General features: G+C 65.0%; 22 protein-coding genes. 13 read left to right on the forward strand and 9 right to left on the reverse strand.

All coding sequences use genetic code 11. From position 1 onward, the window contains the following. Positions 1-174: 174 nt before the first annotated feature. Complete coding sequence (locus tag O1A05_RS05330) at positions 175-1,686, forward strand: GMC family oxidoreductase (RefSeq protein WP_270107016.1); 1,512 nt, start codon at positions 175-177, stop codon at positions 1,684-1,686. A gap of 23 nt (positions 1,687-1,709) precedes the next feature. Here the strand turns inward: O1A05_RS05330 and O1A05_RS05335 are convergent, their stop codons facing one another. Then, on the reverse strand, positions 1,710-1,946 hold the full coding sequence (locus O1A05_RS05335) for a hypothetical protein (RefSeq protein WP_270107017.1): 237 nt from the start codon (positions 1,944-1,946) through the stop codon (positions 1,710-1,712). A gap of 315 nt (positions 1,947-2,261) precedes the next feature. Here O1A05_RS05335 and rlmN point away from each other — a divergent pair, with 315 nt between their 5' ends. From rlmN to O1A05_RS05350, 3 genes are all read left to right on the forward strand, one after another. Next, on the forward strand, positions 2,262-3,473 hold the full coding sequence (gene rlmN / locus O1A05_RS05340; protein WP_270107510.1) for a 23S rRNA (adenine(2503)-C(2))-methyltransferase RlmN: 1,212 nt from the start codon (positions 2,262-2,264) through the stop codon (positions 3,471-3,473). Between the two features lie 302 nt (positions 3,474-3,775). Continuing rightward, complete coding sequence (locus O1A05_RS05345; protein WP_270107018.1) at positions 3,776-4,195, forward strand: ChaB family protein; 420 nt, start codon at positions 3,776-3,778, stop codon at positions 4,193-4,195. Between the two features lie 57 nt (positions 4,196-4,252). After that, complete coding sequence (locus O1A05_RS05350) at positions 4,253-5,152, forward strand: SDR family oxidoreductase (protein ID WP_270107019.1); 900 nt, start codon at positions 4,253-4,255, stop codon at positions 5,150-5,152. Between the two features lie 21 nt (positions 5,153-5,173). Here the strand turns inward: O1A05_RS05350 and O1A05_RS05355 are convergent, their stop codons facing one another. After that, positions 5,174-5,851: a MetQ/NlpA family ABC transporter substrate-binding protein gene (locus O1A05_RS05355; protein WP_270107020.1), complete on the reverse strand. Its 678-nt coding sequence runs from the start codon at positions 5,849-5,851 to the stop codon at positions 5,174-5,176. Positions 5,852-5,876: 25 nt separating this feature from the next. On the opposite strand from O1A05_RS05355, the gene O1A05_RS05360 reads away from it, so the two are divergent. Beyond that, positions 5,877-6,062 (forward strand): hypothetical protein, encoded by a 186-nt coding sequence (locus O1A05_RS05360; RefSeq protein ID WP_270107021.1) that lies wholly within the window; start codon positions 5,877-5,879, stop codon positions 6,060-6,062. A 52-nt stretch (positions 6,063-6,114) separates the two neighbouring features. Here the strand turns inward: O1A05_RS05360 and O1A05_RS05365 are convergent, their stop codons facing one another. Beyond that, positions 6,115-6,258 carry a hypothetical protein gene (locus tag O1A05_RS05365; protein ID WP_270107022.1) on the reverse strand — a complete coding sequence of 48 codons (144 nt, stop codon included), beginning with the start codon at positions 6,256-6,258 and terminating at the stop codon, positions 6,115-6,117. Positions 6,259-6,438: 180 nt separating this feature from the next. Between O1A05_RS05365 and istA the strand changes: the two genes are divergently transcribed. Both istA and O1A05_RS05375 read left to right on the forward strand, forming a co-directional pair. Next, positions 6,439-8,022 carry an IS21 family transposase gene (gene istA, locus O1A05_RS05370; RefSeq protein WP_270105187.1) on the forward strand — a complete coding sequence of 528 codons (1,584 nt, stop codon included), beginning with the start codon at positions 6,439-6,441 and terminating at the stop codon, positions 8,020-8,022. Positions 8,023-8,030: 8 nt separating this feature from the next. Then, on the forward strand, positions 8,031-8,837 hold the full coding sequence (locus O1A05_RS05375; protein WP_270105186.1) for an ATP-binding protein: 807 nt from the start codon (positions 8,031-8,033) through the stop codon (positions 8,835-8,837). A 64-nt stretch (positions 8,838-8,901) separates the two neighbouring features. Here the strand turns inward: O1A05_RS05375 and O1A05_RS05380 are convergent, their stop codons facing one another. Continuing rightward, complete coding sequence (locus O1A05_RS05380) at positions 8,902-9,516, reverse strand: methionine ABC transporter permease (RefSeq protein WP_270107023.1); 615 nt, start codon at positions 9,514-9,516, stop codon at positions 8,902-8,904. Positions 9,517-9,770: 254 nt separating this feature from the next. Then, entirely contained in the window at positions 9,771-10,388 is a 618-nt protein-coding gene (locus O1A05_RS05385; RefSeq protein WP_270107024.1) for an ATP-binding cassette domain-containing protein, read from the reverse strand. Between the two features lie 231 nt (positions 10,389-10,619). On the opposite strand from O1A05_RS05385, the gene O1A05_RS05390 reads away from it, so the two are divergent. Both O1A05_RS05390 and O1A05_RS05395 read left to right on the forward strand, forming a co-directional pair. Further along, on the forward strand, positions 10,620-11,915 hold the full coding sequence (locus tag O1A05_RS05390; protein WP_270107025.1) for an AI-2E family transporter: 1,296 nt from the start codon (positions 10,620-10,622) through the stop codon (positions 11,913-11,915). A gap of 9 nt (positions 11,916-11,924) precedes the next feature. Next, positions 11,925-13,133: an aminotransferase class I/II-fold pyridoxal phosphate-dependent enzyme gene (locus O1A05_RS05395; protein WP_270107026.1), complete on the forward strand. Its 1,209-nt coding sequence runs from the start codon at positions 11,925-11,927 to the stop codon at positions 13,131-13,133. A gap of 11 nt (positions 13,134-13,144) precedes the next feature. Here the strand turns inward: O1A05_RS05395 and O1A05_RS05400 are convergent, their stop codons facing one another. Continuing rightward, positions 13,145-14,311 (reverse strand): MFS transporter, encoded by a 1,167-nt coding sequence (locus O1A05_RS05400; protein ID WP_270107027.1) that lies wholly within the window; start codon positions 14,309-14,311, stop codon positions 13,145-13,147. A 69-nt stretch (positions 14,312-14,380) separates the two neighbouring features. Here O1A05_RS05400 and O1A05_RS05405 point away from each other — a divergent pair, with 69 nt between their 5' ends. Next, positions 14,381-15,493, forward strand: coding sequence for a hypothetical protein (locus tag O1A05_RS05405; RefSeq protein WP_270107028.1), 1,113 nt, complete (start codon positions 14,381-14,383; stop codon positions 15,491-15,493). Positions 15,494-15,526: 33 nt separating this feature from the next. On the opposite strand, the gene O1A05_RS05410 is transcribed toward O1A05_RS05405, so the two are convergent. Together O1A05_RS05410 and O1A05_RS05415 are read right to left on the reverse strand one after the other, a co-directional pair. Continuing rightward, on the reverse strand, positions 15,527-16,156 hold the full coding sequence (locus O1A05_RS05410) for a DUF6037 family protein (protein WP_270107029.1): 630 nt from the start codon (positions 16,154-16,156) through the stop codon (positions 15,527-15,529). A gap of 143 nt (positions 16,157-16,299) precedes the next feature. Continuing rightward, positions 16,300-17,757: a benzaldehyde dehydrogenase gene (locus O1A05_RS05415; RefSeq protein WP_270107030.1), complete on the reverse strand. Its 1,458-nt coding sequence runs from the start codon at positions 17,755-17,757 to the stop codon at positions 16,300-16,302. 190 nt (positions 17,758-17,947) lie between these two features. Between O1A05_RS05415 and O1A05_RS05420 the strand changes: the two genes are divergently transcribed. Further along, on the forward strand, positions 17,948-19,189 hold the full coding sequence (locus O1A05_RS05420) for an acyl-CoA dehydrogenase family protein (protein WP_270107031.1): 1,242 nt from the start codon (positions 17,948-17,950) through the stop codon (positions 19,187-19,189). Positions 19,190-19,277: 88 nt separating this feature from the next. Beyond that, positions 19,278-21,965: a hypothetical protein gene (locus O1A05_RS05425; protein ID WP_270107032.1), complete on the forward strand. Its 2,688-nt coding sequence runs from the start codon at positions 19,278-19,280 to the stop codon at positions 21,963-21,965. Between the two features lie 33 nt (positions 21,966-21,998). Here O1A05_RS05425 and O1A05_RS05430 read toward each other — a convergent pair whose 3' ends face one another. After that, on the reverse strand, positions 21,999-22,712 hold the full coding sequence (locus O1A05_RS05430) for a GAP family protein (protein WP_270107033.1): 714 nt from the start codon (positions 22,710-22,712) through the stop codon (positions 21,999-22,001). A 122-nt stretch (positions 22,713-22,834) separates the two neighbouring features. On the opposite strand from O1A05_RS05430, the gene O1A05_RS05435 reads away from it, so the two are divergent. Next, positions 22,835-24,676 (forward strand): IS1096 element passenger TnpR family protein, encoded by a 1,842-nt coding sequence (locus O1A05_RS05435; RefSeq protein WP_270107034.1) that lies wholly within the window; start codon positions 22,835-22,837, stop codon positions 24,674-24,676. The last annotated feature ends 6 nt before the right edge of the window (positions 24,677-24,682 follow it).

The following is a 24,682-nucleotide window of genomic DNA, read 5'->3' on the forward strand; positions in this document are numbered from 1 at the left end:
CTCCTGGGGTGGGGTCTCCATCATGCGCACGGAGTCCCGCCGCGCGCAAGTACCCCCTAGGGGTATAGATCGGCGCGGATGGCCGCATCGTCAAGCACCCTGCGCGCAAAGCCAAGCCGACGTGATCAGCATCACCTTAGTCTGGGATCATCGGAGCGACTTCAGGAGGATGCTATGTCGAGAAACGAAACCACCGAGTACCTCATCATCGGCGCCGGGTCTGCCGGCTGTGTGCTGGCGCGGCGGCTGCTGGACGCCGGACACCGGGTCACCCTGGTGGAGGCCGGAGGCGCGGACACCAACCCGGACATCGACGATGTCTCCCGGCTGGGCTTCTTGTGGGGCGCTGCCGAGGATTGGAACTACTTCACCACCGAGCAGGCCGAACTCAACGGCCGGAGCATCCACCTGCCGCGCGGCAAGGTGATGGGGGGATCCCACGCGCTGAACGCCACCATCTGGGTGCGCGGCGACCGCTGGGACTACGACACCTGGGCGGAGCAGGGCTGCACCGGTTGGGGCTGGGACGACGTCGTGCCTTATTTCGAGGCGGCCGAGTCGAACCTGGACATCACTGAGGACGGATACCCACACCACGCGATCCAACAGAGCCTCTACGATGCGGTGGTGGCCGAAGGGGTGCCCGAAAATCCTAACTACAACTCCGGCGACGTCGAAGGCGTGGGCTGGATGCAACTCACCATGCGCGACCAGAAGCGGCTCAACACCTGGCGGGCATATCTCAAGCCGATGGCCGACCACGAGAACCTGACCCTGCTGACGGGTGCGACGGCGCGGCGGCTGCTACTCGACGGCGACACCGTGACCGGAGCGGAATTTACTGACGCCGACGGCGAGACCCTCACAGTCACCGCGGACGAGGTGGTGCTCACCGCCGGGGCGCTGGGGTCCCCGGAGATCCTGCTGCGCTCCGGGATCGGCCCGAGCGCGCATCTGAACGAGGTCGGCGTCGAGGTGACTCACGACCTCCCCGGCGTCGGCCAGAACCTGCATGATCATCTGCTGGTGCCCGTGATCTGCACCACCGAAAAGCCCCAGGGGCCACCCGAGGTGGCGGCCGCGCAGGTGCACTTCTGGTCGAAATCGGACCCCGAGCTGCCCGTGCCCGACACCCAGCCGATCCTGTTCTCGGTGCCGATGTACACCAACACAGCGGGCATGCTGATGGAAGGACCGGAGGAGGGGTTCTCGCTGCTGGCCGGCATGGTGCGCCCGCTCTCGCGCGGCGCCCTGACGCTGTCCGGGCCCGCCCCGGAGGACCCGGTGCGCGTGGACCTCAACGCCTACGCCGAGCGTACCGACCTGGACTCCATGCTGTTCTCGTTGCGCCAATGCCGCTCCATCGCCGCACAGGCTCCGCTGACCGAGGAATGGGGTGCCACCGAACTGTTCCCCGGCCCCGAGGTGGGCGACGACGAGGAATCGCTCGTCGAGTACATCCGCAACACCACGACGACGTACCACCACCAGGTGGGCACCTGTCGGATGGGGCGCGACGCCGACGCCGTGGTGGATCCCGAGAGTTTCCGGGTGCATGGGCTGGCGGGGCTGCGGGTGGCCGATGCCTCGATCATGCCGCAGGTGATCACCGGCAATACCAACGCCCCCTCGGTGCTGATTGGCGAGAAAGCTGCCGCCGCCATCACCGGCGTCACGCCGTTCTGAGTCGAACATCCCACCTACAGGCGTCAGTAGTGTTCGCGGCCGGTGGCCAGGCGCCAAATGCGCCGGCTGACATCGATGAGCAATGCCGCGCCGATGACGAGGATGATGATGCCGAGCACGGTGGACTGATCAGGAGCCATCACGGTGAGCACGCCGGCGCTGGTCGCGGCCACCACGCCGAGTAATTCGACCGGCACGGCGAAAAAGCCTAAGCGGCCGGGAGTCTCTTCGGGTTCTTCTGGCGAACTCTGCGGTGCCATGACAGTCACTCCTTTGGTTGCCGTTTCCGATGCGAGACGCAATGCGGGCATCAAGTGCTGTCCCTTCCACGGTAGGCGCCTGACGCTCACAACTCCATACCTGACCCTGCCGATGGCGGATTTGCGCGACTGTGGGACAATGGAGGGGCCATGTCTGAGCACCGCATCCCTGAGAATTCTGCTCCGTCGAAGGTCATCGCCCGGGACACCCCCGAGCACGACGTCGACGTCGAAGCCCGCCCCCTGACCGAACTGGCCGAAGACCGCGACCGGTTGAAGAAGCACGGCTACGGTTCGCCCGCCGAATCCCGGAACATGACCGGCTCGGCGGCTTCCGCGCGCCCTCAGGTGCGCCCCAGAGCCGAAGGCTGGACCCAGCGCACCAACTCCGAGGGCCGGCCCCTGCTGCAGTTCAAGCAGCCCCGCGTGAAGCAGCCGCCGACGCACCTGGCCGACCTCACCCTCGCCGAACGTCAGGAGAAGGTGAAAGAGCTGGGCCTGCCCGGCTTCCGTGCCAAGCAGCTCTCCACGCACTACTTCGTGCACCACACCTCCGATCCGGAGCAGATGACGGATCTGCCGCAGTCGGGTCGCGCCGAGCTGGTCGAGCAGATGCTGCCGCCGCTGCTCACCGAGGTGCGCCGATTCTCCACCGATTCCGGTGACACCATCAAATTCCTGTGGCGCCTCTTCGACGGTGCGCTCGTCGAATCGGTGCTGATGCGCTATCCCGGCCGCATCACCCTGTGCGTGTCCTCGCAGGCCGGCTGCGGCATGAACTGCCCCTTCTGCGCCACCGGCCAGAACGGGCTCACGCGCAACATGTCGACGGCGGAGATCGTCGAGCAGGTGGTCCGCGCCAATCAGGCCATCGCCGACGGCGAGCTGGGCGGTCGCCGCGGTGACCGCGATCCGAGTGCCCCGGCCGAACGTGTCTCCAACATCGTGTTCATGGGGATGGGCGAGCCGCTGGCCAACTACAAGCGCGTCATCTCTTCGGTGCGCCGCATGGTCGACCCGGCGCCGGAAGGCCTGGGCATGTCGGCCCGCAACATCACCGTGTCCACGGTGGGACTGGTCCCGGCCATCAACAAGCTGGCCGATGAGGGCATCCCGGTGACCTTCGCTCTCTCGCTGCACGCCCCGGACGACGAACTGCGCGACGAGCTGATCCCCGTGAACTCGCGCTGGAAAGCGGACGAGGCCATCGACGCCGCCTACAACTACTACCGCACCACCGGGCGCCGCGTATCCATCGAGTACGCGCTCATCAAGGACATGAACGACCACGCCTGGCGCGCTGATCTACTGGCGAAGAAGCTCAACGCCCGCGGCCGCGGCTGGGTGCACGTCAACCCGATTCCGCTGAACCCGACGCCGGGCTCCATCTGGACGTCCTCGGAGCCGGACGTCACCGCAGAATTCGTGCGCAGACTCAACGACGCCGGAGTGCCTACCACCCTGCGCGATACACGCGGCAAGGAGATCGACGGCGCCTGCGGTCAGCTCGCCGCCGAAGAGGTCTGATCCTCCCCGAGCCGGAGTTTGTCTCTCCGAGGGCAGCTGTACCCTCGCCTGCTGAACTCCATGCGGCGAAGACCCCGCAAGAGGGCCGCACGGAGCGCGGGAACTCGATGTTTTGTTTCGTGAAAATAGTGCGCTGAATGGTAACTCATGAAGCTCAAGTAACGCATGAAGTTCGCGGCCCATCTTGAGTCTTATGAGTTTTTCGTGGCGACCGAAGGTTGTTTTCACCGTCATGCGCACTTAGCGTGATCCGGACAGCTCGTCTCGTGGGATCGAGACAACGCATTGTGAAGGAGAGCGCCATGCCGAAAACCACCTCGACTGGACATGCCAAGAAATCCGAGCTGCCCTCGACCCTCAAGAAATCCAGCCAGAAGGCGCAACGCACCTTCGCCAAAGCCTACGACTCCGCCATGGACGAGTATGACGACGAAGAGCGAGCACATCGAGTCGCCTATGCGGCGCTGAAGCACACACATGAGAAAGTCGGTGACCGCTGGCAGGCGAAAAAGCAAGCGGGCCCCTCGGACTCGCGTAGCGAGAGCGGCTCGTCAGCGGCGGATAGTGAGACCGCCGGAGGTGTGAATGCTCGCGCGTCTAAAGCCCACCTCTACAAACAAGCCCAGAAGCTGGATATCAAAGGGCGCTCGTCGATGACGAAAGCCGAACTGGTTGATGCTCTCGACAAGGAGAGCCAGCGCCGATCGAAGAAGAAATCGTAACGTGCCGACCTCTGCGCGCTCGCTCTATCCCGCAGGTAAGGAAAGGACAGTACCGCCATGACTCCGCAGAATCAATTGACCTTCCAGAACCCAGTCCATCGCTTCCCGAAGATTAGCCCACCTAAACAGGACCAGCCTGAGCCCGGGCTGGATGCCGATCTCGAGCCGACACCGGACCGCGGGGAGGAATCGTATGTTGGCACGGGAAGGCTGGTGGGTCGTCACGCGCTGATTACGGGCGCTGATTCCGGTATTGGGGCTGCGGTCGCGATCGCCTTCGCGCGTGAAGGTGCGGACGTTGCGCTGAACTATCTGCCCTCAGAAGAAGAGGACGCTGAGCACGTCTGCGCTGTCATTCGTGACGCGGGTCAGAGGGCGGTTCTCCTACCCGGTGACCTGTCGGATCCGGCCTTTTGTCGACAGCTTGTCCACGATGCCGTTGCAGAATTGGGACAACTGGACATTCTCGTCAATAACGCGGGCCGACAGATTGCCGTCGAAAATTTCGAAGACCTTTCTGATGACCAGTGGTCATCAACATTCGAAACGAATATTCACGGAATATATCGTGTGACGCGAGCGGCTGTGCCTCACCTTCCGCCAGGTTCATCTATTATCAACTCCACCTCGATTCAGGCCTACGACCCTTCACCTGTGCTCCTCGACTACGCTGCGACCAAAGGTGCTATCAACAACTTCACCAAGGGTCTTGGGCAGCACCTGGCTCCGCGTGGCATTCGCGTCAACGCGGTAGCACCGGGACCGATCTGGACCGTTCTCCAGGTGTCTGACGGCCAACCGAAGGAGAAGCTGCCTGTTTTCGGACATAACACGCCCCTGGGCCGCGCGGGACAGCCGACCGAAATAGCACCAGCATTTGTGTTCCTCGCCTCCTCTGAATCAAGCTATGTTATCGGAGAGACACTCAACGTCAACGGCGGCCGTCCCACGCCTTGACCGCCCCTGCGTAGGAGGACCTCAGTCCTCGTAGGGGAGTAGTAGACCCTTCACGGCCGGATCCTCGGCGAGGAACTCCTGGACGCGAGGATCCTGGAATGCTTTGACCAGGTTCTGGATGTTCTCGGTGTCCTTGTAGTCGGATCCGATGGTGAGCTGGCCGGCAAACTCATCCGGTGCCGGCGGGGCGAAAATCTGCAGGTCCGTCGAGATCCCGGCCGCGGCGTAGTATTCGGTGTAGCCGACCGTGGCGTCGACGTCGGAGAGGGCCCGAGTCTGCGCGGCGAAGTCCAGCAGCAGGAACTCCAGGTTCTTCGGGTTGGCGATGATATCGTCCTGGGTGGCCTGCCATGTGTTGATGCTGTCGTCCAACTCGATCAGCCCGGCCTCCTTCAGCAGCCACAGCCCCTGAGCCTCGTTTGCCGGATCGTTGTAGAGCGATATGGTGGCGCCGTCGGGAATCTCCTCGATGGACCCGTACTTTTCGGAGTAGACGCCGAATCCCCAGCGGAACACGGGAGTAGCCGCTTCGAGGCTGAAGTCCGGGTTGGCTTCGAGCACCTGGGCCAGCCACAGCTCGTGCTGGTAGACCGTGGCTGCGACCTCGCCGGTGGAAACCGCGCGGTTCAACGTGGTGGAGTCCTCGAGCCCTCGGAATTCGACGGTGATGCCGTAGTCGGGAGTGATCTCCTCGGCCACATAACTCGACGAGGGCCTGTTCGGAGTGGTTGCCCTCGGCCGTGACCACCTGCAGGGTGGCACCCTCGATCTCGTTCGGGGATTCGGCACCGCCGAAGACGCGGAATCCGACGAGGCCGCCGGCGACGAGCACCAGTGCGGCGCCACCGGCGATCAGGGGCCACTTCTTGCGCTTCTTAACGGTGAAGCCGTGATCCTGACCGGACGTTGAAGAAGGGGAAACGGTCGTAGTGGAATCGGTGTTGGACATGACGCAGGCCTTTCTAGGTGAGTGCTTCAGCGGGAGTGGAGGTCGAGGTGATGCGGTATTTTTTGCGCAACCGTGGCGTGGTGGCGCGCACGAGGGCGTCGCCGATCAGCTGCACCGCAGAGATCAGCAGCACGAGCACCACGATGGTGGAGAACATCACCGCGTTGTCGAACCGGGCGTACCCGTAGGTGATTGGCGCATAGCGTTAGATGAAAGCGCTGGTCTGGGTACCTGGAAGCGTTGTTCTGGGTATGTGGTAGCACTGTGGTCTGCTGAGGAGTAGCGGCGTCGTCCGGCGCTGCTTTCTCTTCTAGATTCATGGAAGCAGGCCTTCATCGTGGTTGATTACAAGAAGATCATGTCTCTGTTGCTGGAGTCGCGGTCTTATCGAGATATCGCTGAGTCCTTAGGATGTTCTCAACGAGACGTCGCTAAAGCCCGTGCGGTGATCAAGGAGCACGGCCTCACAGGTGATCAAGTAGCTGTCATGACCGTAGAACGGGTAGAGGAACTCTTCCCCGATCGGCGCCGACGAGTTGCAGGTGAGTATCTAGCGCCGGAATTCGGCCCGGTCGTGGCATCGATGCGTTCGAACCGTCACTTCACTTTGCTCCAGGGGTGGAGAACTTATCTCGGTGTGGCCTCCGAACTGCGGAAATACTCGTATTCTCAGTACTGCCACCTCTTCAGCGATTACGCGGCAAGAAACGATCTTGTAGCCACTTTGCACCATGAACCGGGGCGGGCGGTATTCATCGATTGGGCCGGTGACACCCTCCAGGTCTGCGACGCGGTCACCGGTGAAATCACCAAGGTCTACTTGTTCGTCGCGGTGTTGCCGTACTCGGGGTTGGTGTACTGCACGGGGTGCACTGATATGCGTATGAACGCGTGGTTGAGCGCTCACAAGGCAGCTTTCGAGTATTTCGGCGGGGTGCCCCAGATTGTGGTCCCTGATAACGCGCCCACTGCTACTCACCGCCCTACCAAAGGTGAGTCTGCCCGGGTCGTGAATCCGAAGTACCAGCAGTTAGCCGATCACTACGCAACGGCGATCGTGCCTGCCAGGGTGCGCAAGCCTCGAGACAAAGCCGCCGTAGAATCTGCCGTTCAGGTGATCAACAAGCGAGTCATCGGATATCTCTGCGAAGACGTCTTCACGACCGTTACCGAGCTCAACACCGCGATCGCTGTTCGGATGAGGGAAATCAATGAAGAGATCCGCCGGGCTGATGGGACCACCAGGGCCGAACGATTCATGGCAGAAGAGGCATCTGCTTTGGGAGGCTTGCCTGTTGAGGGGTTTGAAGATGTTGAATACCGGCAGGTCAAAGTGGGACGGAATTATCATGTGACCTGCGATTATCAGCACTACTCAGTGCCTCACCGACTCGCAGGTCAATTGCTGCGAGCACGACTGACGGATCAACAGGTCAGTATCTTCGATGGCGATGCCATCGTTGCAGAGCACCGACGAAAACACGGCCGCCGGGGCCAGTACTCCACTGATTCCGCGCATGTACCGGCCCAGCATCAAGACGTTGCGGGGTTGTGGTCTCGTGATTGGTTTATCCGTCGGGCGGCCGCGTTTGGGCCGGCCACCGTGGAGATCATCACCGCGGTCTTAGACCGCCATAAGATCGAGGCTCAGGGGTATCTGGAGTGCCAGAACATTCTCGAGTCCCTGGGCAAGCGCGATAAGCAACGCCTCGAGGCTGCGTGCACGCAGTTAGCCAACCTGGGTGGGTATGCCAGCTATTCCGGACTCAAGCGACTCATGGCTGCCATTGATTCTGATACGAAAACATCTCGGCCACACAGGCCAGCAGCCGCCACCATCAAGCCCCAGCCGGCCGTCGATACCCTCGATCCAGCACAGATCTACGTGCGTGGAGCTGACTACTACCAGCAGGGACGGTGAACAGCGCCATGACCACGACACCGGCGAGCCCGGCCTTGATGAATTCAGTGTTCACTACCGAGGACAAAGAGAAGTTTCGTACCTTACGGATCACTCACTTGGCTGCGAAGTTCGAAGAACTCATCATCGATGAGAGCAACGACCACCTGACCCCGGAGCAAATATTCCTGGCGGCCGTTGATGACGCTTTAGACCAGCGAAGAGTGAAGAACATTCAGAAACTGCTCCTGGCTGCTCAGCTACCGATCATGCGGGCCTCGATCGCGGAGATCCATTATCAAGAAGGACGGAACATTACCCCAGCCAGGATGGCCCGCTACGCCGCACATGACTGGGCCAATGAGACCGCTAACCTGTTGATCACCTCGCCCACAGGAGGAGGAAAGACCTATATTGCCTGCGCGATTGCCGTAGCGGCATGTCACAACGAGCATAAAGTCTTCTACACCCGCATGGACGAGCTCGCTCGTCGTCTCGTCATCGCTCGAGGCGATGGCATCGCTCATCAGGCCTTGTTGAACCGGCTATCTGATGCGGATCTACTCATCATCGACGATTTCCTGACCGTCGGTATTGACCCTGAAGCCGCGAACGATCTTTTCGCGATACTGGCAAACCGAGAACACCGGGCAGCCACCATGATCGCTTCTCAAACCGGGCCCGCGTACTGGGCTTCAGCTCTCCCTGACAGAATCGCTGCGGATAGTATCGTCAATCGACTGGCGAATAATGCCCGGACGATAAACCTTGGCGACATTGATATGCGGCGCCACCAAGGTGAACAGACACGAGCTGCCCCTGGCTACTGGGAGTAGAAAAACTCGAGAAACCGACGACCGGGAAGCATCATAGAGGTGCTTCCCGGTCGTCAGAACTCCGCTACCACTTACCCAGACCAGCGCTTTCATCTAAGGCTATGCGCCAGGTGATGGCCACATAGCCGAGGCCCCCGGCGCCGATGGTGCCCGCGATCGCCGAATATTCGATCATGGCGATGATGTTGAACGTCAGCGCCCCGATTAGCCCGGGAACGGCTTCACCGAGCTGGGCGGTGCGGATGATCTGCCACGTCGATCCGCCGGATGCACGGGTAGCCTGGGTGACCGAGGCGGGCACCTCTCGCAGGCAGTTTTGCACCAGACGCGCGAAGAAGAACGTTCCTGCGATCGCCATCGGGACCACCGCTCCTGCGATGCCGATGTTCGTGCCGGTCACCCAGCGGGTAAAGGGGATGATGGCGGCCATCAGCACTAAGAACGGCAATGACCGGCCGATATTGGCGACCCAGCTGATCACCGTGTAACCGGTGAGGTGGGTGAAGAGTCCGCCCGGTGCCAGGTTGTGCAGCAGCACGCCGAGCGGGGTGCCGAGCAGCACCGCCACCGACATCGCGATGCCGACCATGGCCAGGGTCTGCCCCAAAGCGGGGAGCAGCAGCCCGGGGATGTCGGAGAGGGCGGTATTGTACGAGGTCGCTTGTGCGATGGTGATCATGCGATGGCCTCCTCAGGTTCGCGCGCGTCCAGCGACGCCGTCTGCGGCGTCTGTTCGGCCTGCACCTCTGCTGAGCGCTCGACGGCGCGCTGGTGCACCGGTTCCAGTCCTACTGCGTGCAGCGCCTGGCGAATGAGGTCTTCGGGGGCGCGGAAACCGAGCGTGGCACTGCCCGTGGGCGAGCCGGCGATGCTCTGGATACTTGCCGAGAGCAGGTTTGCTCCGCCGGGGACCTGGGCGCTGAGCTGCTGCAGCTAATCGCCGGGCATGTTCGAAGCGGCGAGGATGACCTGCCAGACCTGTTCGTCCGTCGTCGTCGACGTGGCCGGAAGGTGCGGCTGGAGGGCACGGCCGAGGGCGGATGACGGGTCCCGGAGCAAGTCCACCAGCCGACCCTGTTCGGCGATGCGGCCATGGTTGAGCAGCGCGGCGCTGTCGGCGGCGTGCAACACCGTGTCCATCTCGTGAGTGACGAAGACGATCGCCAGCCCCAGATCGTCGCGCAGCTCACGCAGCAGTTCCACCACCGAGCGGGTGGTCTGCGGGTCGAGACCGCTGGTCGCCTCATCGGAGAGCAACACCGAGGGGCGCAATGCCAAGGCGCGGGCGATGCCCACCCGCTGCTGCTGGCCGCCGGAGAGCTGGTGCGGGAAGTGGTTCGCTCGATGCGACAGCCCCACGCGCTCGAGCAGCTCGCCTACCCGGGACTTCACCTTCGCCGGGGTGACGCCGAGCAGGTTCAGCGGCAGCGCAACATTCTCGGCCGCGGTTTTCCGCGAGAGCAGGGAGGCGGACTGGAAGACGGTGCCGATGCGACGGCGCGCCAGGCGCAGCTTCCGCTCGGGCAGTCCGGTGAGCTGTTCGCCGTTCACTGTGATGGCGCCAGACGTGAGTCGCCCCCGCGACATCGCGCCCCGAAAACCCGAACTCGGGCCTATTCGCCCGATTTACGACTCTGCGCGACATATGTACGTGCCGATGTTGCGCCGGTGGGCACGAATCTTCGTGAGAAACCACGGGGCGGTGCGTCATAGAGGGGTGCAAGGGTGTGGGCGTAGCATGATCTGCAGACCTCTCACCGATTCCCGTCTCGAGGAGCATCCATGTCTTTACGCCGTCGTGCCGAATCTTCTGGCCCTGTGAAGGGGACTGGCGCCGTCGTCGCGTCGCCGGGGAAGACCGAACGGCCGAGCTTCACGGTGAGCGGTCTGTGGACCGACACCATGGGACGCATGGGCATCCGGGCCCTGCAGCTGCTGATCATCGGCACCGTCGTCGGGCTGATCGTGATTGCCGCGCTACGGCTGACCGTGCTCGTGATCCCGACCTTGATTGCCCTGATCCTCTCGTGCGCCCTGTGGCCGCTGGTGATGCAGGCGCGCAAGATCATGTCGCCCTTGTTGGCGGCGTGGAGCGTTTTCTTGGGCTCGCTGCTGGTGCTCGGCGGAATCGGCACCGGTCTGGTCTTCTCGGTGGTCCGCGAATGGCCGACGCTAGTGAATCAAGCGGTCGAAGGCTTCAACGAGCTACGTAGCCTGGTCGAAGGCGTCATGGGTGATTTCGGCATCACCATTGATCAATCACAGATCGATTCCCTGATCGACACGGTGACCTCCTTCGCCACCAGTTCGCAGTTCGGTACCGGAGCCATCAATACGCTCAGTGCCGCCGGCAGCTTCGTCACCGGTCTGGTGCTGCTACTGGTGATCCTGTTCTTCATGCTCAAAGACGGCGACCGGATCTGGGCGTTCTTCGTCTCCTGGACCCCGCTGCACTTCCGCGACAAGTGGATCATGTCCGGTGACCGCGCCCTGCACACCTTCGGCGGGTACATCCGCGGCACCGCCATCATCGCCGCGGTCGACGCCATCGGTATTACCATCGCCCTGTTCATTCTGCAGGTGCCGCTCGCGCTGCCGCTGGGTGTCGTCGTCTTCCTGGGCTCGTTCATTCCGCTGGTGGGCGCGACCATCGCCGGTATTCTCGCCACGCTGATCGCCCTGGTGGCCAACGGGCCGATTGTGGCGCTGATCGTGCTGGGCGCGGTGATTCTGGTGAACCAGCTCGAGGGCAACTTCCTGCAGCCGGTGGTGATGGCCCAGACCCTGAACCTGCACGCCCTGGTGATCTTGATGGCCCTGACCGGCGGCACGGTGCTCGGCGGCATCGTGGGTGCGGTGCTGGCGGTGCCGTTGGCCGCGGTGGCGTGGAGCGTGGTCAAGGTGTGGACCGATCGTGAGGGTGCCGAAGAACTTGAGCACGCGCGAGAAGACATCGACGAGGAGATGGCGCGCTACGAGGCGGAGCAGGAGGACTCCGAGGATGACGAGAAGTCGGACGAGGATGCGGGCCGCAACGACCCCGAAGATGAGGAGTCCTCGCGGCGCGAAGGCGTCTAGGATCGGGACATGACTGGTTCATCGTTTCGACCCTCGCGGCGCTCGCAGGTGCCTCCGTTTCAGGTGATGGATATTCTCGGACGGGTGGCCGAGCTGCGAGCGGAGGGCCACAACGTGGTCTCGCTGTGCGCGGGTGAGCCGGGCGGTGGCGCGCCGACCCCGGTCAACGAACGCGCTGCGGCTGTCCACGGTGCCGGAGGGGCGCTGAACTACACCCCGGTGCTGGGCGTGCAGGGTCTGCGCGAGGCGATCGCCGGACACTACCGCGGCTGGTACGGATTCGATGACTCGGGTGCCGGGGTGCGAGCCGAGCACGTGGCGGTGACCACCGGCTCTTCCGGCGCCTTCGTCGCGGCATTCCTGGCTGCGTTCGATGTGGGTGATCGGGTGGCGGTGGCGCGCCCGGGATACGCCGCGTACCGGAACATCCTCACCGCGCTGGGCTGTGACGTGGTGGAAGTCGACGCGGGCGCGGAGACCGGATTCCAGCTGACCGGTGCGATGCTGGATCGCGCCGTCGAAGAGCATGGAGAACTGGCGGGCGTGGTGGTGGCTTCGCCGAACAATCCGACCGGCACCATGATCACGGCCGAGAACCTGCGCGAGCTCACCGAATGGACCTCCGCACGCGGGGTGCGGTTGGTGTCGGATGAGATCTACCACGGCATCACCTACGCCGGGGAGGGGCGCGGCCACAGCGCCTGGGAATTCGGCCGCGACGCCATCGTGATCAGTTCCTTCTCCAAATACTGGGGCATGCCGGGCTGGAGGGTCGGATGGATGCTCATGCCCGATGATCTGGCCCCAGCCGTCAACGCGTTGAGCGGATCGGTGTCGCTGTGCCCGCCCGCGGCGGCGCAGTACGCGGCGATCGAGGCGTTCAGCCCTGAGGCCTACGCCGAATGCGACGCGCAGGTGCAGGAATTTGCGCGCACCCGCTCGTTGATGCTGGAGCATCAGGGGTCTCTGCGCTGGACCGACGCGGCACCGGCGGACGGGGCGTTCTACTTCTACGCGCGGATCCCGCAGGACATGCTGGACCGGTTCGGTAGCTCGGGTGCCTACTGCCGGGCGCTGCTCGAGGAGGCTCATGTGGCACTGACCCCGGGCGATGATTTCGACACCGCACGCGGCAACGAATACGTGCGGATCTCCTTCGCGGCAGGCTATGACGCCGTGGCCGCCGGAATTGAACGGATCATCGCGTTCCAAAAATAAGAGGTGGCTGCTCAGCCATACTGGTAGCGGGAGCGGGTGGCCGCGGCGACGACGGTGAGCGCCAGCGCGACGACGGCGGCCACACCGAACAGCAGGCCCCAGTGCCCGGCCTCGGCCAGCGGGCCGGCCAGCCCGGATCCGGCCGCACTGCCAGCGAAAAGGCACCCGGCGAAGAACGCGACCGACAGCCCGCGCGCTGACGGGACCACCTCGGTGACCCAGGCCTGCAGCGAGGTGTGCATCAGCGCCCAGGTGGCGCCCAACAGCAGAGCGGCCACGATCACGGTGGGCACCGACTGATGCAGCGCCACGATGCCCAGCCCCAGGGTCAGACACGTCCCGCCGAGGGCGATGATACGTGCTGAAGACCAGCGTGCAGTGAGGGGCCGCACCCCACGGCTGACCAGGATGGTGGCCACACCGTAGGCCGCCACCGACAGCCCGGCCGCGCCGGGGGAGACCCCCTGATGCTCCAGCGCGGGGGCAAGTAGGGTCAGCAGTCCCAGCACCAGGGCGCCCTCCACGAACGCCAGGCCCACGACCAGCAGCGCCCACCGCTCGCGGAAGAACAAAGACATGCCGCGGAGGATGGACACCCCGGTTTCGCGCTCGGGTTCGGGCAGGCGAAACAGGGGAATCAGGCTGAGCAGGGCCAGACCTGCGGAGACGGCGAACATCACGCGCCAATCCAGCCACTGGCCCACCAGTCCGGCTGCGGCGGTGGCCAGCGCGGTGCCCACGGCAATGGCGGCCATCAGATCCGATAGCGCGGACTGCCGGTGCCGCGGCGTCGACGTGTCGCCCACGTAGGTGATCGAGGCGGGCACGACGGCACCGAAGAACGCCCCGGTGACAGCGCGGGCCAGGGTGAGGCTGAGCAGCTCCGGTGCCAGCAGAGACGCCAGCGAGCCAAGCACGGACCCGATCAGGGCGATCCGCATGACGGGAAGTCGGCCGAGTGCGTCCGAAAGGATGCCCCACACCGGTTGGCTGAGCCCGTAGCAGAGGAAATAGACCGAGGCGACGGCGACGGAACCGGCCAGCGACACCCCGAAATCGACGGCGATGAACATCAGCAGCGGAGAGATGCCGAACCGGTCCACACTCGAGGTGAGCGCGGCGAGAGAAATCGCCAGCGGTGGGCGGCGGTGCGCGGAGGCGTCGTCGTGAGTCGTCACCCGCTCAGCCTAAATGACCGTGTATCTCTCCTTGTGGGCTTTGCGACGGCGCTACTAGGGTGGGGGCCCATGGGAAATTCGACCGATTCGGTGAGCCTCCACGTGTTGATGGTGGCCGACCCGGGCCTGCCCACCCGACGGGCGCGAGCCGTGCGCGAGCGGTTTGAAACGGATCTGACGAAGTTACTGCAGCGCACCGTGCGGGTCTCGTTCCATACGGAGATGATCCGGATCGACCCCGACAATGTCCTGGAGTACCGTGATGCCCGCGCCATCGCCGAGGAGTACGAGCACGTCGACGTCATCCTGCTGCTCACCGAGATTCCGCGGCACAGTGAGGGCAAACCGCTGATGGCCGAGATCTTCCCTGATCAGCAGCTTGCGGTGCTGTCGTGCCCGACTTTCGGCGCCTGGATGACCAAGAGGCGGCTGCTGCGGGTGATGGTCGACGCCGTGCTGCGGGTGGCCCCGGGGGTGACTGTGCCGACGCCGAAGCGATACACCTTGCGCTGGAGCCAGTGGTCGCAGCGCGACGTCAGCTACGCCCTGCATGCGCACACGTTCACGGGCGCCCCACGCACCGTGGCCGGGATGACCATGGCCAACGACCCTTGGCGCACTGTGCCGAAGCTGTCTCACGCGTTGGCTGCCGCTTCCGCCACTGGAGCTTTCGGTATCTTCTACCACTCGATCTGGCAGATGTCGGACGCACTGACCACCAGCCGGCTGCTGCTCATCGGGGTGACTGCCATGACGGCGATGGGTGCCTGGCTGATTCTGAGTAACGGGCTGTGGGATCGACCGAAGCAGGAGAGCCTCTCGCGGGTGGTGCTCTACTACAACCTCTCCACCGTGCTGACTCTGGCACTATGCATGCTCGCGCTTTACGCGGTGCTGGTGGTGCTGATTCTGGGTGGCGCGCTGATTGTGATCGACCCCGGGTTCATGTCCGACATCCTCGGCGAGGAGGCCCACTTCAGCAACTATCTCGACATTGCCTGGTTGTCTGCTGCGATGGGCACCGTGGCCGGCGCACTCGGCTCAGGGTTCGACTCCGAGCCGGATCTGCGCCGGATCACCCACGGCCAACGGGAACGACAGCGGCAGTGGAGCCGCGACGATCAGAACGGGGTAGGGCGCGATCGCGAGATGAGCACTAATGATGGGCATGCCTCGTCCTAGAAACCGAGGGAACCTCAGAGTCGGATCGCTGATTTACATGCCGCTGAAACGGCTGAGTATCTCCGCGTCCGATTGGCCATCCGCTGGGTTAACAGAGTAGAGGAAGCTGATATTTTTATCGTTCTTTAGGCGTGCGTATAGCTCGGGGCGTAGCATTTCGGTCTTCTGCGAGTTGAATAGCGATCGCTGCCCAAGGCTGCCATCCGCTCGATTCGGATTTCGCCGTACTCCGAAGCAGTGAACCTTTCCTTCATTCTCATCGGCTCGCTGGTCCAGTTGACGAAGCACCACTGACTGTTCTTGTGGAGAAATTCTCTGAGGAATCTGGGAAGGAACGAACAGGCCGAGATGCTCGTGAAACTGGTCGATAAACTCGCGGAGATTGGGTGCCCAATCGATGCCAAAGTACTCACGAATTTCTGTTGCACTGGCTCTGATTCGGACTGAATTCGCTGATGTTGCAAGGATTCTGTTGCGGTCCATGCTGTCGATGAAAGTCATCTGCACCAGGGCGTAGGCCGGTGCACGTTCTTTGGGTACGTATCTTTCAACCAGAACAAAATACGTGTGCTTCTTGTACTTGAATTCGAAGCAGGTTATGACCCATTCGCGGGCTATCAATTCATCTCTAAGAGCACGGAGGTCCTTCAGTGGAGCTACCATGCTTCGATGGTTTCACCGTGTCAGGGTGGGTGCAATAGCACGAACCTAGATGACGAATATGTTTTGCGGTTGTAGCCTCGCCTCAGCGAGTCCAAGCATTTCATGCCGAGGCGGGGCAGGTAACCGACGACGGACCGTGACGATCAGAACGGGTAGGGCGCGATCTCCGAGCGCATGGTGAGCCATTGGATCTCGGTGAACGCCTCGATGTTCGCGCTGTACCCGCCGAAGCGGGAGCCATTGCCGGAATCCCCGAACCCGCCGAAGGGCGCGTTGGACTCATCGGAGACGGTCTGCTCGTTGATGTGCACCTTGCCCGAGCGCACCAGATCCGCCAGCTTCATGGCCTCGCCGACGTCGCCGAGAATCCCCACCGAAAGACCGTACTCCGAAGAGTTCACGATCTCCGCCGCCTCCTCCACGGTGGCGAAGGTGCGCACCGGGGCGACGGGCCCGAAGATCTCCTCCGACCAGGCCGGGTTGTTCTCAGTCAAGTCCGTGATCACGGTGGGCGCGTAGAACAGGTTCTCGTAGGTGCCGCCGGCCACGATGTTCGCCCCGGCGTCTTTGGCCTCGCGGACGATGCGGTCGATGTTGTCGCGTTGCTTCTCGTCGATGATCGGTCCGAGCGCGATGTTGTCGTGCGTCGGATCGCCCACGGGCAGGTGCTCGGCCTTCTCTTTCAGCGCGCTGACGTACTCATCTGCCAGGGATTCGTGCACCAGGTGGCGCCCGGTGGTCATGCACACCTGGCCCTGGTGCAGAAACGAACCGAAGGCGCCGGCAGAAGCGGCTTTCGCGACGTCGGCCCCGGGCAGCACCACGGTGGCGTTGTTGCCGCCGAGCTCCAGGTGCACCCGCTTCAGGTTCCGGCCCGCGGCCTCGCCGACCTTGCGGCCCGCCGCCGTCGAGCCCGTGAAGGAGACGACAGAAATTTCCGGTGCTTCCGTCAGCACGGCACCGGCCTCGGCGCCGCCGGGCAGCATCTGGAACACCCCGGCCGGCAGTCCGGCCGCTTCCAGGGCACGGGCGATCATCACGCCGCCGGAGACCGGGGTACGTGGATCTGGCTTCAGCACCACCGCGTTGCCCAGCGCGAGGGCGGGCACCACGGAACGGATCGAGAGGATCAGCGGAAAGTTGAACGGCGAGATCACGCCGACGACGCCGACGGGCAGCCGGCGGGCGAACGACCAGTGGTCCTCGTCCGAGGTCAGCACCTCGCCCATCGCATGGTGGGGGAGGGCTGCGGCGTCAAAGCACTCGTTGGCGGCCACATGGATCTCCAGGCCGGCCTTCGCGGGGATCGCGCCGGTTTCGCGCTGTACCCAGTCGATGAGTTCGGCCTGATGGTCTTCGAAGATCTGACCGGCCCGGCGCAGCACTGCGGCACGCTCGGCGGGCTTGGTGCGCGCCCAGTCCTTCTGGGCGGCTGCAGCTGTCCGGGCGGCGTCGCGCATGTCGTCGGCGGAGGCCATGCCGCTGCGCCCCAGCACGGTGCCATCAGCAGGGTTGAGGATGTCGATCGAGTCAGCCGAGCCAGCCGTCCAGCTGCCGGTGAAGATCTTGTCGGACCAGAGGGAGGAATCAAGAAGAGTCATGCTCCCAGTGTGCCCCATCACACCCCACTCACTCCAGAGTGAGTAATTCAGCTCTGAGATGAGGCGGTCAGCTGTCCTGATGCAGGTGTCTGCGGCGACGGGCACGAGGCGCGTGGCATGCAACTTGATGGCAACGGAACGCCGGTTCGTCCTCTTGGCACGGAGGTTACCGGGACGTAGAGTATGAGGTATGACTCAGAACACTCCCTCCGGCCTGCCCGGCCACCTCGAACCCGCATACCGCGTCACCGATGCCCTCGACATCGACTACTACGAGGTGTTCGCCGACATCCCGGCGGCCGACCGTGAGGTCTGGCAGCGCGCCCGCGCGTACGGGGAATCGGTGCAGGCGGAGCTCACCCAGGCTTGGGACGAGTACCGCTACCCGCTGCAGGTGGTGGAGGGGCTCGGCGCGGCCGGGCTGTTGGGCGACGGCGTCGAGCATCCCGACGTCGAGCTGCTCTCGCCGCTGGCGGCCGGATTGGTGAACATGGAGCTCTCCCGGATCGACGGTTCGCTGGGCACCGTGCTGGCCGTGCAGGGCGGGCTGGCGCTGCGCACCGTGGCCCTGTTCGGCTCTGACGAGCAGCAAAACCGTTACGTGAAACCGTTGGCCGCGGGAACGATGCCGGGTGCCTTCGCGCTCACCGAACCCGACCACGGCTCCGATTCGGCAGGGCTGGAAACCCAGGCCACCCGTCAGACGGACGGCTCCTGGGTGCTCAACGGGACCAAGAAGTGGATCGGCAATGGTGCGGCCGGCGGGGTTACCTTCGTGTGGGCGCGCGTGGACTCGGAAGGGGCCGAGGATCACGGTGGTGTGCGCTGCTTCGCCGTCCCGCAGGAGACCGCCGGCTACCACGGTGAGGTCATCCCCGGAAAAGCCTCGCTGCGTGCTATCGACCAGGCCTACATCACCTTGACCGACGTCAGCCTGCCCGCCGACGCCGTGCTGCCGGGCACCCACACCTTCAAGGACGCCTCCACGGTGCTCTACGCCACGCGGCTCGGCGTCGCCTGGTCCGCCCTGGGCCACGCCACCGGTTGCTTCGAGGCCGCGCTGAGCTACGCGAACCAGCGCAAACAGTTCGGTAAGTACCTGTCGCAGCACCAGCTGGTGCAGGAGCGGCTCACCCGGATGCTCTCCGAATTGACCACCATGCAGCTCTACTGCGCACAGCTGGCGGAGCTAGAAGCCGCCGGAAAGCTGCGCCCGACCCAAGCCTCGCTGGCGAAGTACAACAACACCCGGCTGGCCCGTCGCATCGCCGTTGAGGCCCGTGACCTGATGGGCGGCAACGGCATCCTCCTCGAGCACGGGGTCATCCGCCACATGGCCGATATCGAGGCGATCACCACCTACGAGGGCACCGAATCGGTGCAGGCGCTGCTCATCGGCCGTGACCTGACCGGAAAGTCCGCCTTCGCCTGATGCTGACACCGACGACGGCGCGGCACTGTTTCTGAGTCCTGCTCTGTGGTGGGATGCCGGGGTGCGGCGGCGTCTTATGATGTGAGGCATGGCTGACCCTGCTGCTCCACCGAAACGCAAACAGCTGCGCGCCCTCTGGCGCTCGGCCTGGGGCGCCCTGGCGCTGGCGGGGCTTGCGGTGGGCTTCGGCGTCGTCGGGTATGGACAGGTCACCGCGGAACCGGAGCACCGCGTCGAGTTCGTCATCGATGACGGTCTGCCGTACGGAATCACTCAGGAATCGGTGGAGTACGCTGCCGAACAGCGGGGACTGCGCGTGTACGAGCCCTTCACCTTGCACGTGGTGGAGCGCGATCTGGACTGGGCCGAGCACTATCGCGGCGAGATCGGCGAGGCGGATGTGCTGCTGTCGATGGGCGACGACGTCGACGATCCGGATCTGAGTCTCAGCGACTTCACCCGGGTGGCGTTCGATGGCGAAGATTCCGGCGATCACTACCGGGCTGCCACCGAGATTCGGGCCACGTTCATCAACAACCGCACTCTGGGGCACGGGCCGAGCGCGGTGGTGGGCGCGGCGTCGACGGCGGCGGATATGTACGTGGACGACGGGAACCGGTCGGCGCTGTTTTGGGGATCGCTCACCGCGCTGCCACTGTTCGCCGCCTGCGGAGTGATGTACCTGTGGTTGCGCGATCGTCGGGCCGAACGGGAGCGCAAGCGCCGTTTCGACGCGGGTCGGCTGCGGCTGGCGCGTTCGGTGCTGGAGGTGGATGCGCTCGAGGCGCGGGTGTCGGCGGCGGGGGATCGCAGCCTGCGGAACCAGTGGCGCGGGGTGCGGCGTCGCAGTATGGAGTTGGCCCGGGTCGAGCGCGACCTGGGGCAGTGGGCCGTGCTGAAACCCGAGGACGAGGAGGCGCTGGCGAAGTTTGAGGCGGACACGCTGGAGTTGCACCGGCGGGCGGATGCGGTGGCCGCGGCGGCTGAACTGCACGCGGGTCACGCCGGATCGCGTACCGTGCTGGACCAGCTGGCCGCACCCGTGGTGCAGGCGGTGGATGACGTGCTGGGCCACGCGGATGTGTCTGAATCGCGTGACCTGCGCGAGCTACGCGGCGAGCTGCTGGGTTTGCTGGGGGAGGCCGCGACGGCGAATGACGAAGGCCCTGAGCCAAACGACGCAGAACGAGACGACGACGCCGAAGCCGCCGGACTCGTGGAGCGCCACGCCGAGCTGCTGAGCCGGTGGAACGATGTCGAGGCCCGGCTGATTGACACGGCCAGGCGCCTGGAGCGGGCTGGCCGGAACAGCAGAAACACTGGACAGAACATTCCCACCGAAGAAGAACTGCGCGCGGCCGCCGAGGAACGCAGCGCAGAACGGCTGCGCGCGATGACGGTGGGCGAAACCGAGTCGCTCACCCGGTTGCGCACGCTGCTCGGCCTGGCCACCCCGGGCCCGCTGAAGGCGCTGGAGCGGGTGCTAACGGTGCGCGAAACCGGATTCGGGGCGCTGCGTGCGGACGCCACCCCTGCGCGCGCCCGCGTGACCAAACCGGTCAGCCCCACGGCGAAAGTCGGCATCGGGGTGGGCATCGTGGCGCCGTTGGCGGTGGGGCTCATCGCCGGGTGGATCGCCGTCGCCGATGCCGATACCAACACCCGCTACGGGCGCACCCTGGTGGGGGACCAGCCCCTGCACAGCCTGAGTATCTACGGCGATCTAGATCTGGTGCCGGCCGCCGACGAGGAGCCCGAGGGCAGCCCGCTGCGCACGCCCGAGATCACGCTGGACTACGTGCGCTACGCGATGGACCGCTCGCTGCGCTCCTCCGACGACGCCGCCCTGCTCCCCGAACAGCTGGACCTGATCGTGGCGGTGCTGCCCATCGACGACTACGCCGACTACACCGACATCGAGGAGAACCCCGAGCGCCGGGCCGCCGGCGAGGGCCGCGTGGAGATCGACTACTGGGACATGCTGGAGGCCTACCAGCAGATCAAGACCGACGTCGCCGTCGAGTATCCCGAGCTGCTGGATCCAGTGACCGGCGAGGTGGTGCAGGGCCAGGCGGTGATGCCGATCTGGATCTTCCCCGACGGCGCCTGGGCGATCGGCGGCACGCTGACCGGGGAGATCAGCGCCGGGGTGGATTCCCGGCTGGGCACCTACTCCTTCACCTACACCGAGCCCTTCCGGCGTGCGGTGCCTGCCGAACGCGCGGACCTCACCGCTGCTGATCTGGTGCCGTACGAGCTGCAGAAGCTCGGGCGGATCATGGAGTACAACCACCAGGAGACCGGCCCCGAGAACACCTCCGGGATCTTCTGGACGGTGGCGCTGGCGTTCTGGGCCGGGGCGCAGACGCTGGTGTTGGCGGGCGTCGCCGTCGTCGAGAGTGGACGACGGCGTGCCGGAACCCGCGCCTCCCGAGCGCAGCTGAAGGACCTGCGCGCCCAGCTGGACCGGCTGGCCCTGGGGCTGGACCTGTCTCGGCTCGACATGGTCGCCGTGCTGGGTGGGGAGTCTGGCGACGCCGCGGTAGCTGATCAGCGGCTCTATGAATCCTCCCTGGTCACCGCGTGGCGCGAGGTGCAGCACCTGGAGGATCTGCCGCGCGCCGAACAAAGTGGCGAGGACTGGGAATCTCGGGTGCGGTACGTGCAGCGATTGGTGGACACCCTCGCCCAGCGCGATCGCGACGTCGCCCACCGGGCCAACGAGCTGCTGCGCGCGCAGCGGGCACACCCGGCCAGTCATTCACCTAACGTCTGACTCACCCGGCGGCTGACTCTTCCGGCGGGTAGCTCACCCCCACAAGGTGTAGGCGGAGTTGACCGCGAGCACCACCCCGAACGCGGCCAGCAACCACCGGCTGGCCGACCGCGCCGTACTCGACCCGGCTTGCTCCTCGATCCAGCGCAGCGGCTCATCGAATTCGGTGCCCCATCGCGCGCGGGCGCCCACGAGTGCGGCGGCCGGGAGCACCATCACGACGCAGTAGCCGGCCAGCAGCAGCACCGTCGCCGGGAACCCGGGGCCATGCTGGGTCATCAGCCCGATCGCGCCCAGGTACGGGAACATCGTCGCTACCTCCAGGGCCACCGCGGCCAGGGCGAGGGAGAGCATCGTCGTCGTCGAGCCCTCAGCGATGCGCGCGCGCACGCGCACGAGCCGGGCACCCACCCAGCCGGGTTGCTCTGGTGCGGCGGGTTGCCCCGTTCGCCGTCGTGCGCGCAACCACAACACCAGTGCGGTGAGCACCAGCAGCACGCCCAGGACCAGCTGCACCTGGTAGGAGAGGACGGACGTCAGCGCATCGCGATACGCCTCGAGCACCGCACCGAAGCCCAGCTGCAGCGCCAGTCCGATGAGGAAATACGCGCCCGCCACCGCGCCCAGGTACCCCAGAATCCGGCGCGGAGCCACTGCGGCGATCAGCAGCCACAGCGGGATGAGCAGGGTGCCGACCGTCGTCGAGTCCAGCAGCGCCAGCCCGAGCAGCGAGACGAGGAGCATCATCGCCTCAGCGTATCGGTTCTGCACGAGAATCCAGCCGCTGACATTGCCCGTCCGTGGCGCTACGCTGGGACAAAGCTCCGGTGGCGATGGGGCGGCCGGGGCCGACCAGAAGGGGGCCACCGATGACGACCGGAGACGAGCGAGAGCCCTGGGAGGCCGAGCTGGACGACGAGCTGCTCCCGGAACTAGTGCCCGCCGAAACGGTGCGCACGGTGCAACTGGCCACCACCGGCATGGAGCGACCGCTCACCGTGCGCGTGCGCTTGGACGTCTCGCTACCCGCCGAGCACGTGATGTACGTGCTGTGGGCCGCCGCCGGTCTTGAGCCCCAGCCCGCCGCGCTGCTCACCCGCGAAGGCAAGGATCCGGTGTGTTTCGGGGTGGCCGCCGCCTGGCGCGAGACCTCCAACGAGGACGCCGTCCACGACCTGAACGGCCTGCAGTTCGCCCAGCTGTTCCGCCGAGACACGGAGCTCTACGCCGAAATCGACCCGGCCCGCGGCTGGCGGGCGCGGATCACCCTTGACCACCATCACGACGACGACGCCGACGGCGAGAACGGCTCCCCGCTGCGGGTGCGGGTCGAGCCCTTCGGCATCCCGCTGCTGCACAGCGCGGCCGAGATCGACGTGCTGCTCAAGGCGTCCGACGGCGAACAGCTCACCCCCCTGGAACAGCAGGTGCTGGTGCACCTGGAGGTGCCGCTGCAGCTGCCCTTCACCCAGATCGCCCAGGCCCGCGCCCTGGGCACCCTGGCCGCCGTGACCCACGGGCTGGTGCCGGGTGCCGCCGACCTGCTGCCGGTGCTGCACGCGGAGTATCCGCTCACCACGGTCGCCCTCGAGGTGTTCTGCTTCGTCTCCGAGCAGCCGGTTTCCGCAACGGCCACCGGACGGCTCCCCGTGGCCGAGCTGCGCCGTCTCGCCGCCGAATCGCCCTGGATCCGAGAGCTCCAAGGGGAGCCGGACAACGTTGACGACGTCGGACGCGACCCGGACGACGACGACGCTCCCGTGCTGCGCGCCGGCGACCTGCCGCTGGTGGACGAAGCCTGGGCCGCACTGCGGGACACCGGACTCATCCGCATCGCTGACAAGCGCGCCGTCGTCGCCGAGCCATGTGAGCACTTGGTGGGCGCCAGCCACGAATGGCGCCGCTTCTGGGTGGAGACCGCCGTGCTGGCGTGGATGCTGCGCTCCGGATACGTTGCCGGATACGCCCCCGACGGCTCCCCGGTGGACCGCGTCAGTCCCACCACCGACTACGAATCCGCCCAGGACTACGCGGATAGCCTGATCAGCGCTGCCGCCACCTCGCCGGAGGAGCTGCTGCGCCAGCTGATGGAAGAGAACACCGTGGATGAGGAAGAGCGCGACGACGTCGAGCACATCGAGTTCACCATCGAGCTGGAGGGGCTTCACGAAACGGTGAGCCGACGAATGTCGGTGCCACTGGAGGCGAACCTGCACTCCGCCGTCGAAACCATCCTGGTGATGTTCGGCTGGGAGCTCACCCACCTGTGGCAGCTCGACGTCGCCGATCGCAGTCAGTTGGTAGCGCACTCCTCCGAGGGGATCGCTGAGGACTCCGATGGTCCCCTGGCTGCGGAGATGCACGTCGGGGACGTGCTGCGTGCCGATGGTCCAGCGCTGCTGCTGACCTACGACTACGGCGACAATTGGGAGATGCGCATCAGCCCGGTGGGGACGCGTGTGGCCGGCGAGGAGGCCGAACTGCTCAGCGTCGACGGCGACTGCCCGCCCGAGGACGCAGGCGGTCCGGGCGGATACCAGCAGAAGGTACTGGCTCTGGAGGACCCGGAGCAGTTCGCACAGGACTACCCGGATTACGAGTCGGAGGAGATCCACCACCTGGCCGGTTGGCTACGCACCACGCGCGAGCAACTCACCACCCCGGAACCGGGCTACTACGAACTGGTCGACCACCCGCTGCCCTACCCGTAGCCGGTG

Origin of the sequence: Citricoccus sp. NR2 (genome assembly GCF_027594385.1) — a bacterium.
GTDB lineage: Bacteria > Actinomycetota > Actinomycetes > Actinomycetales > Micrococcaceae > CmP2.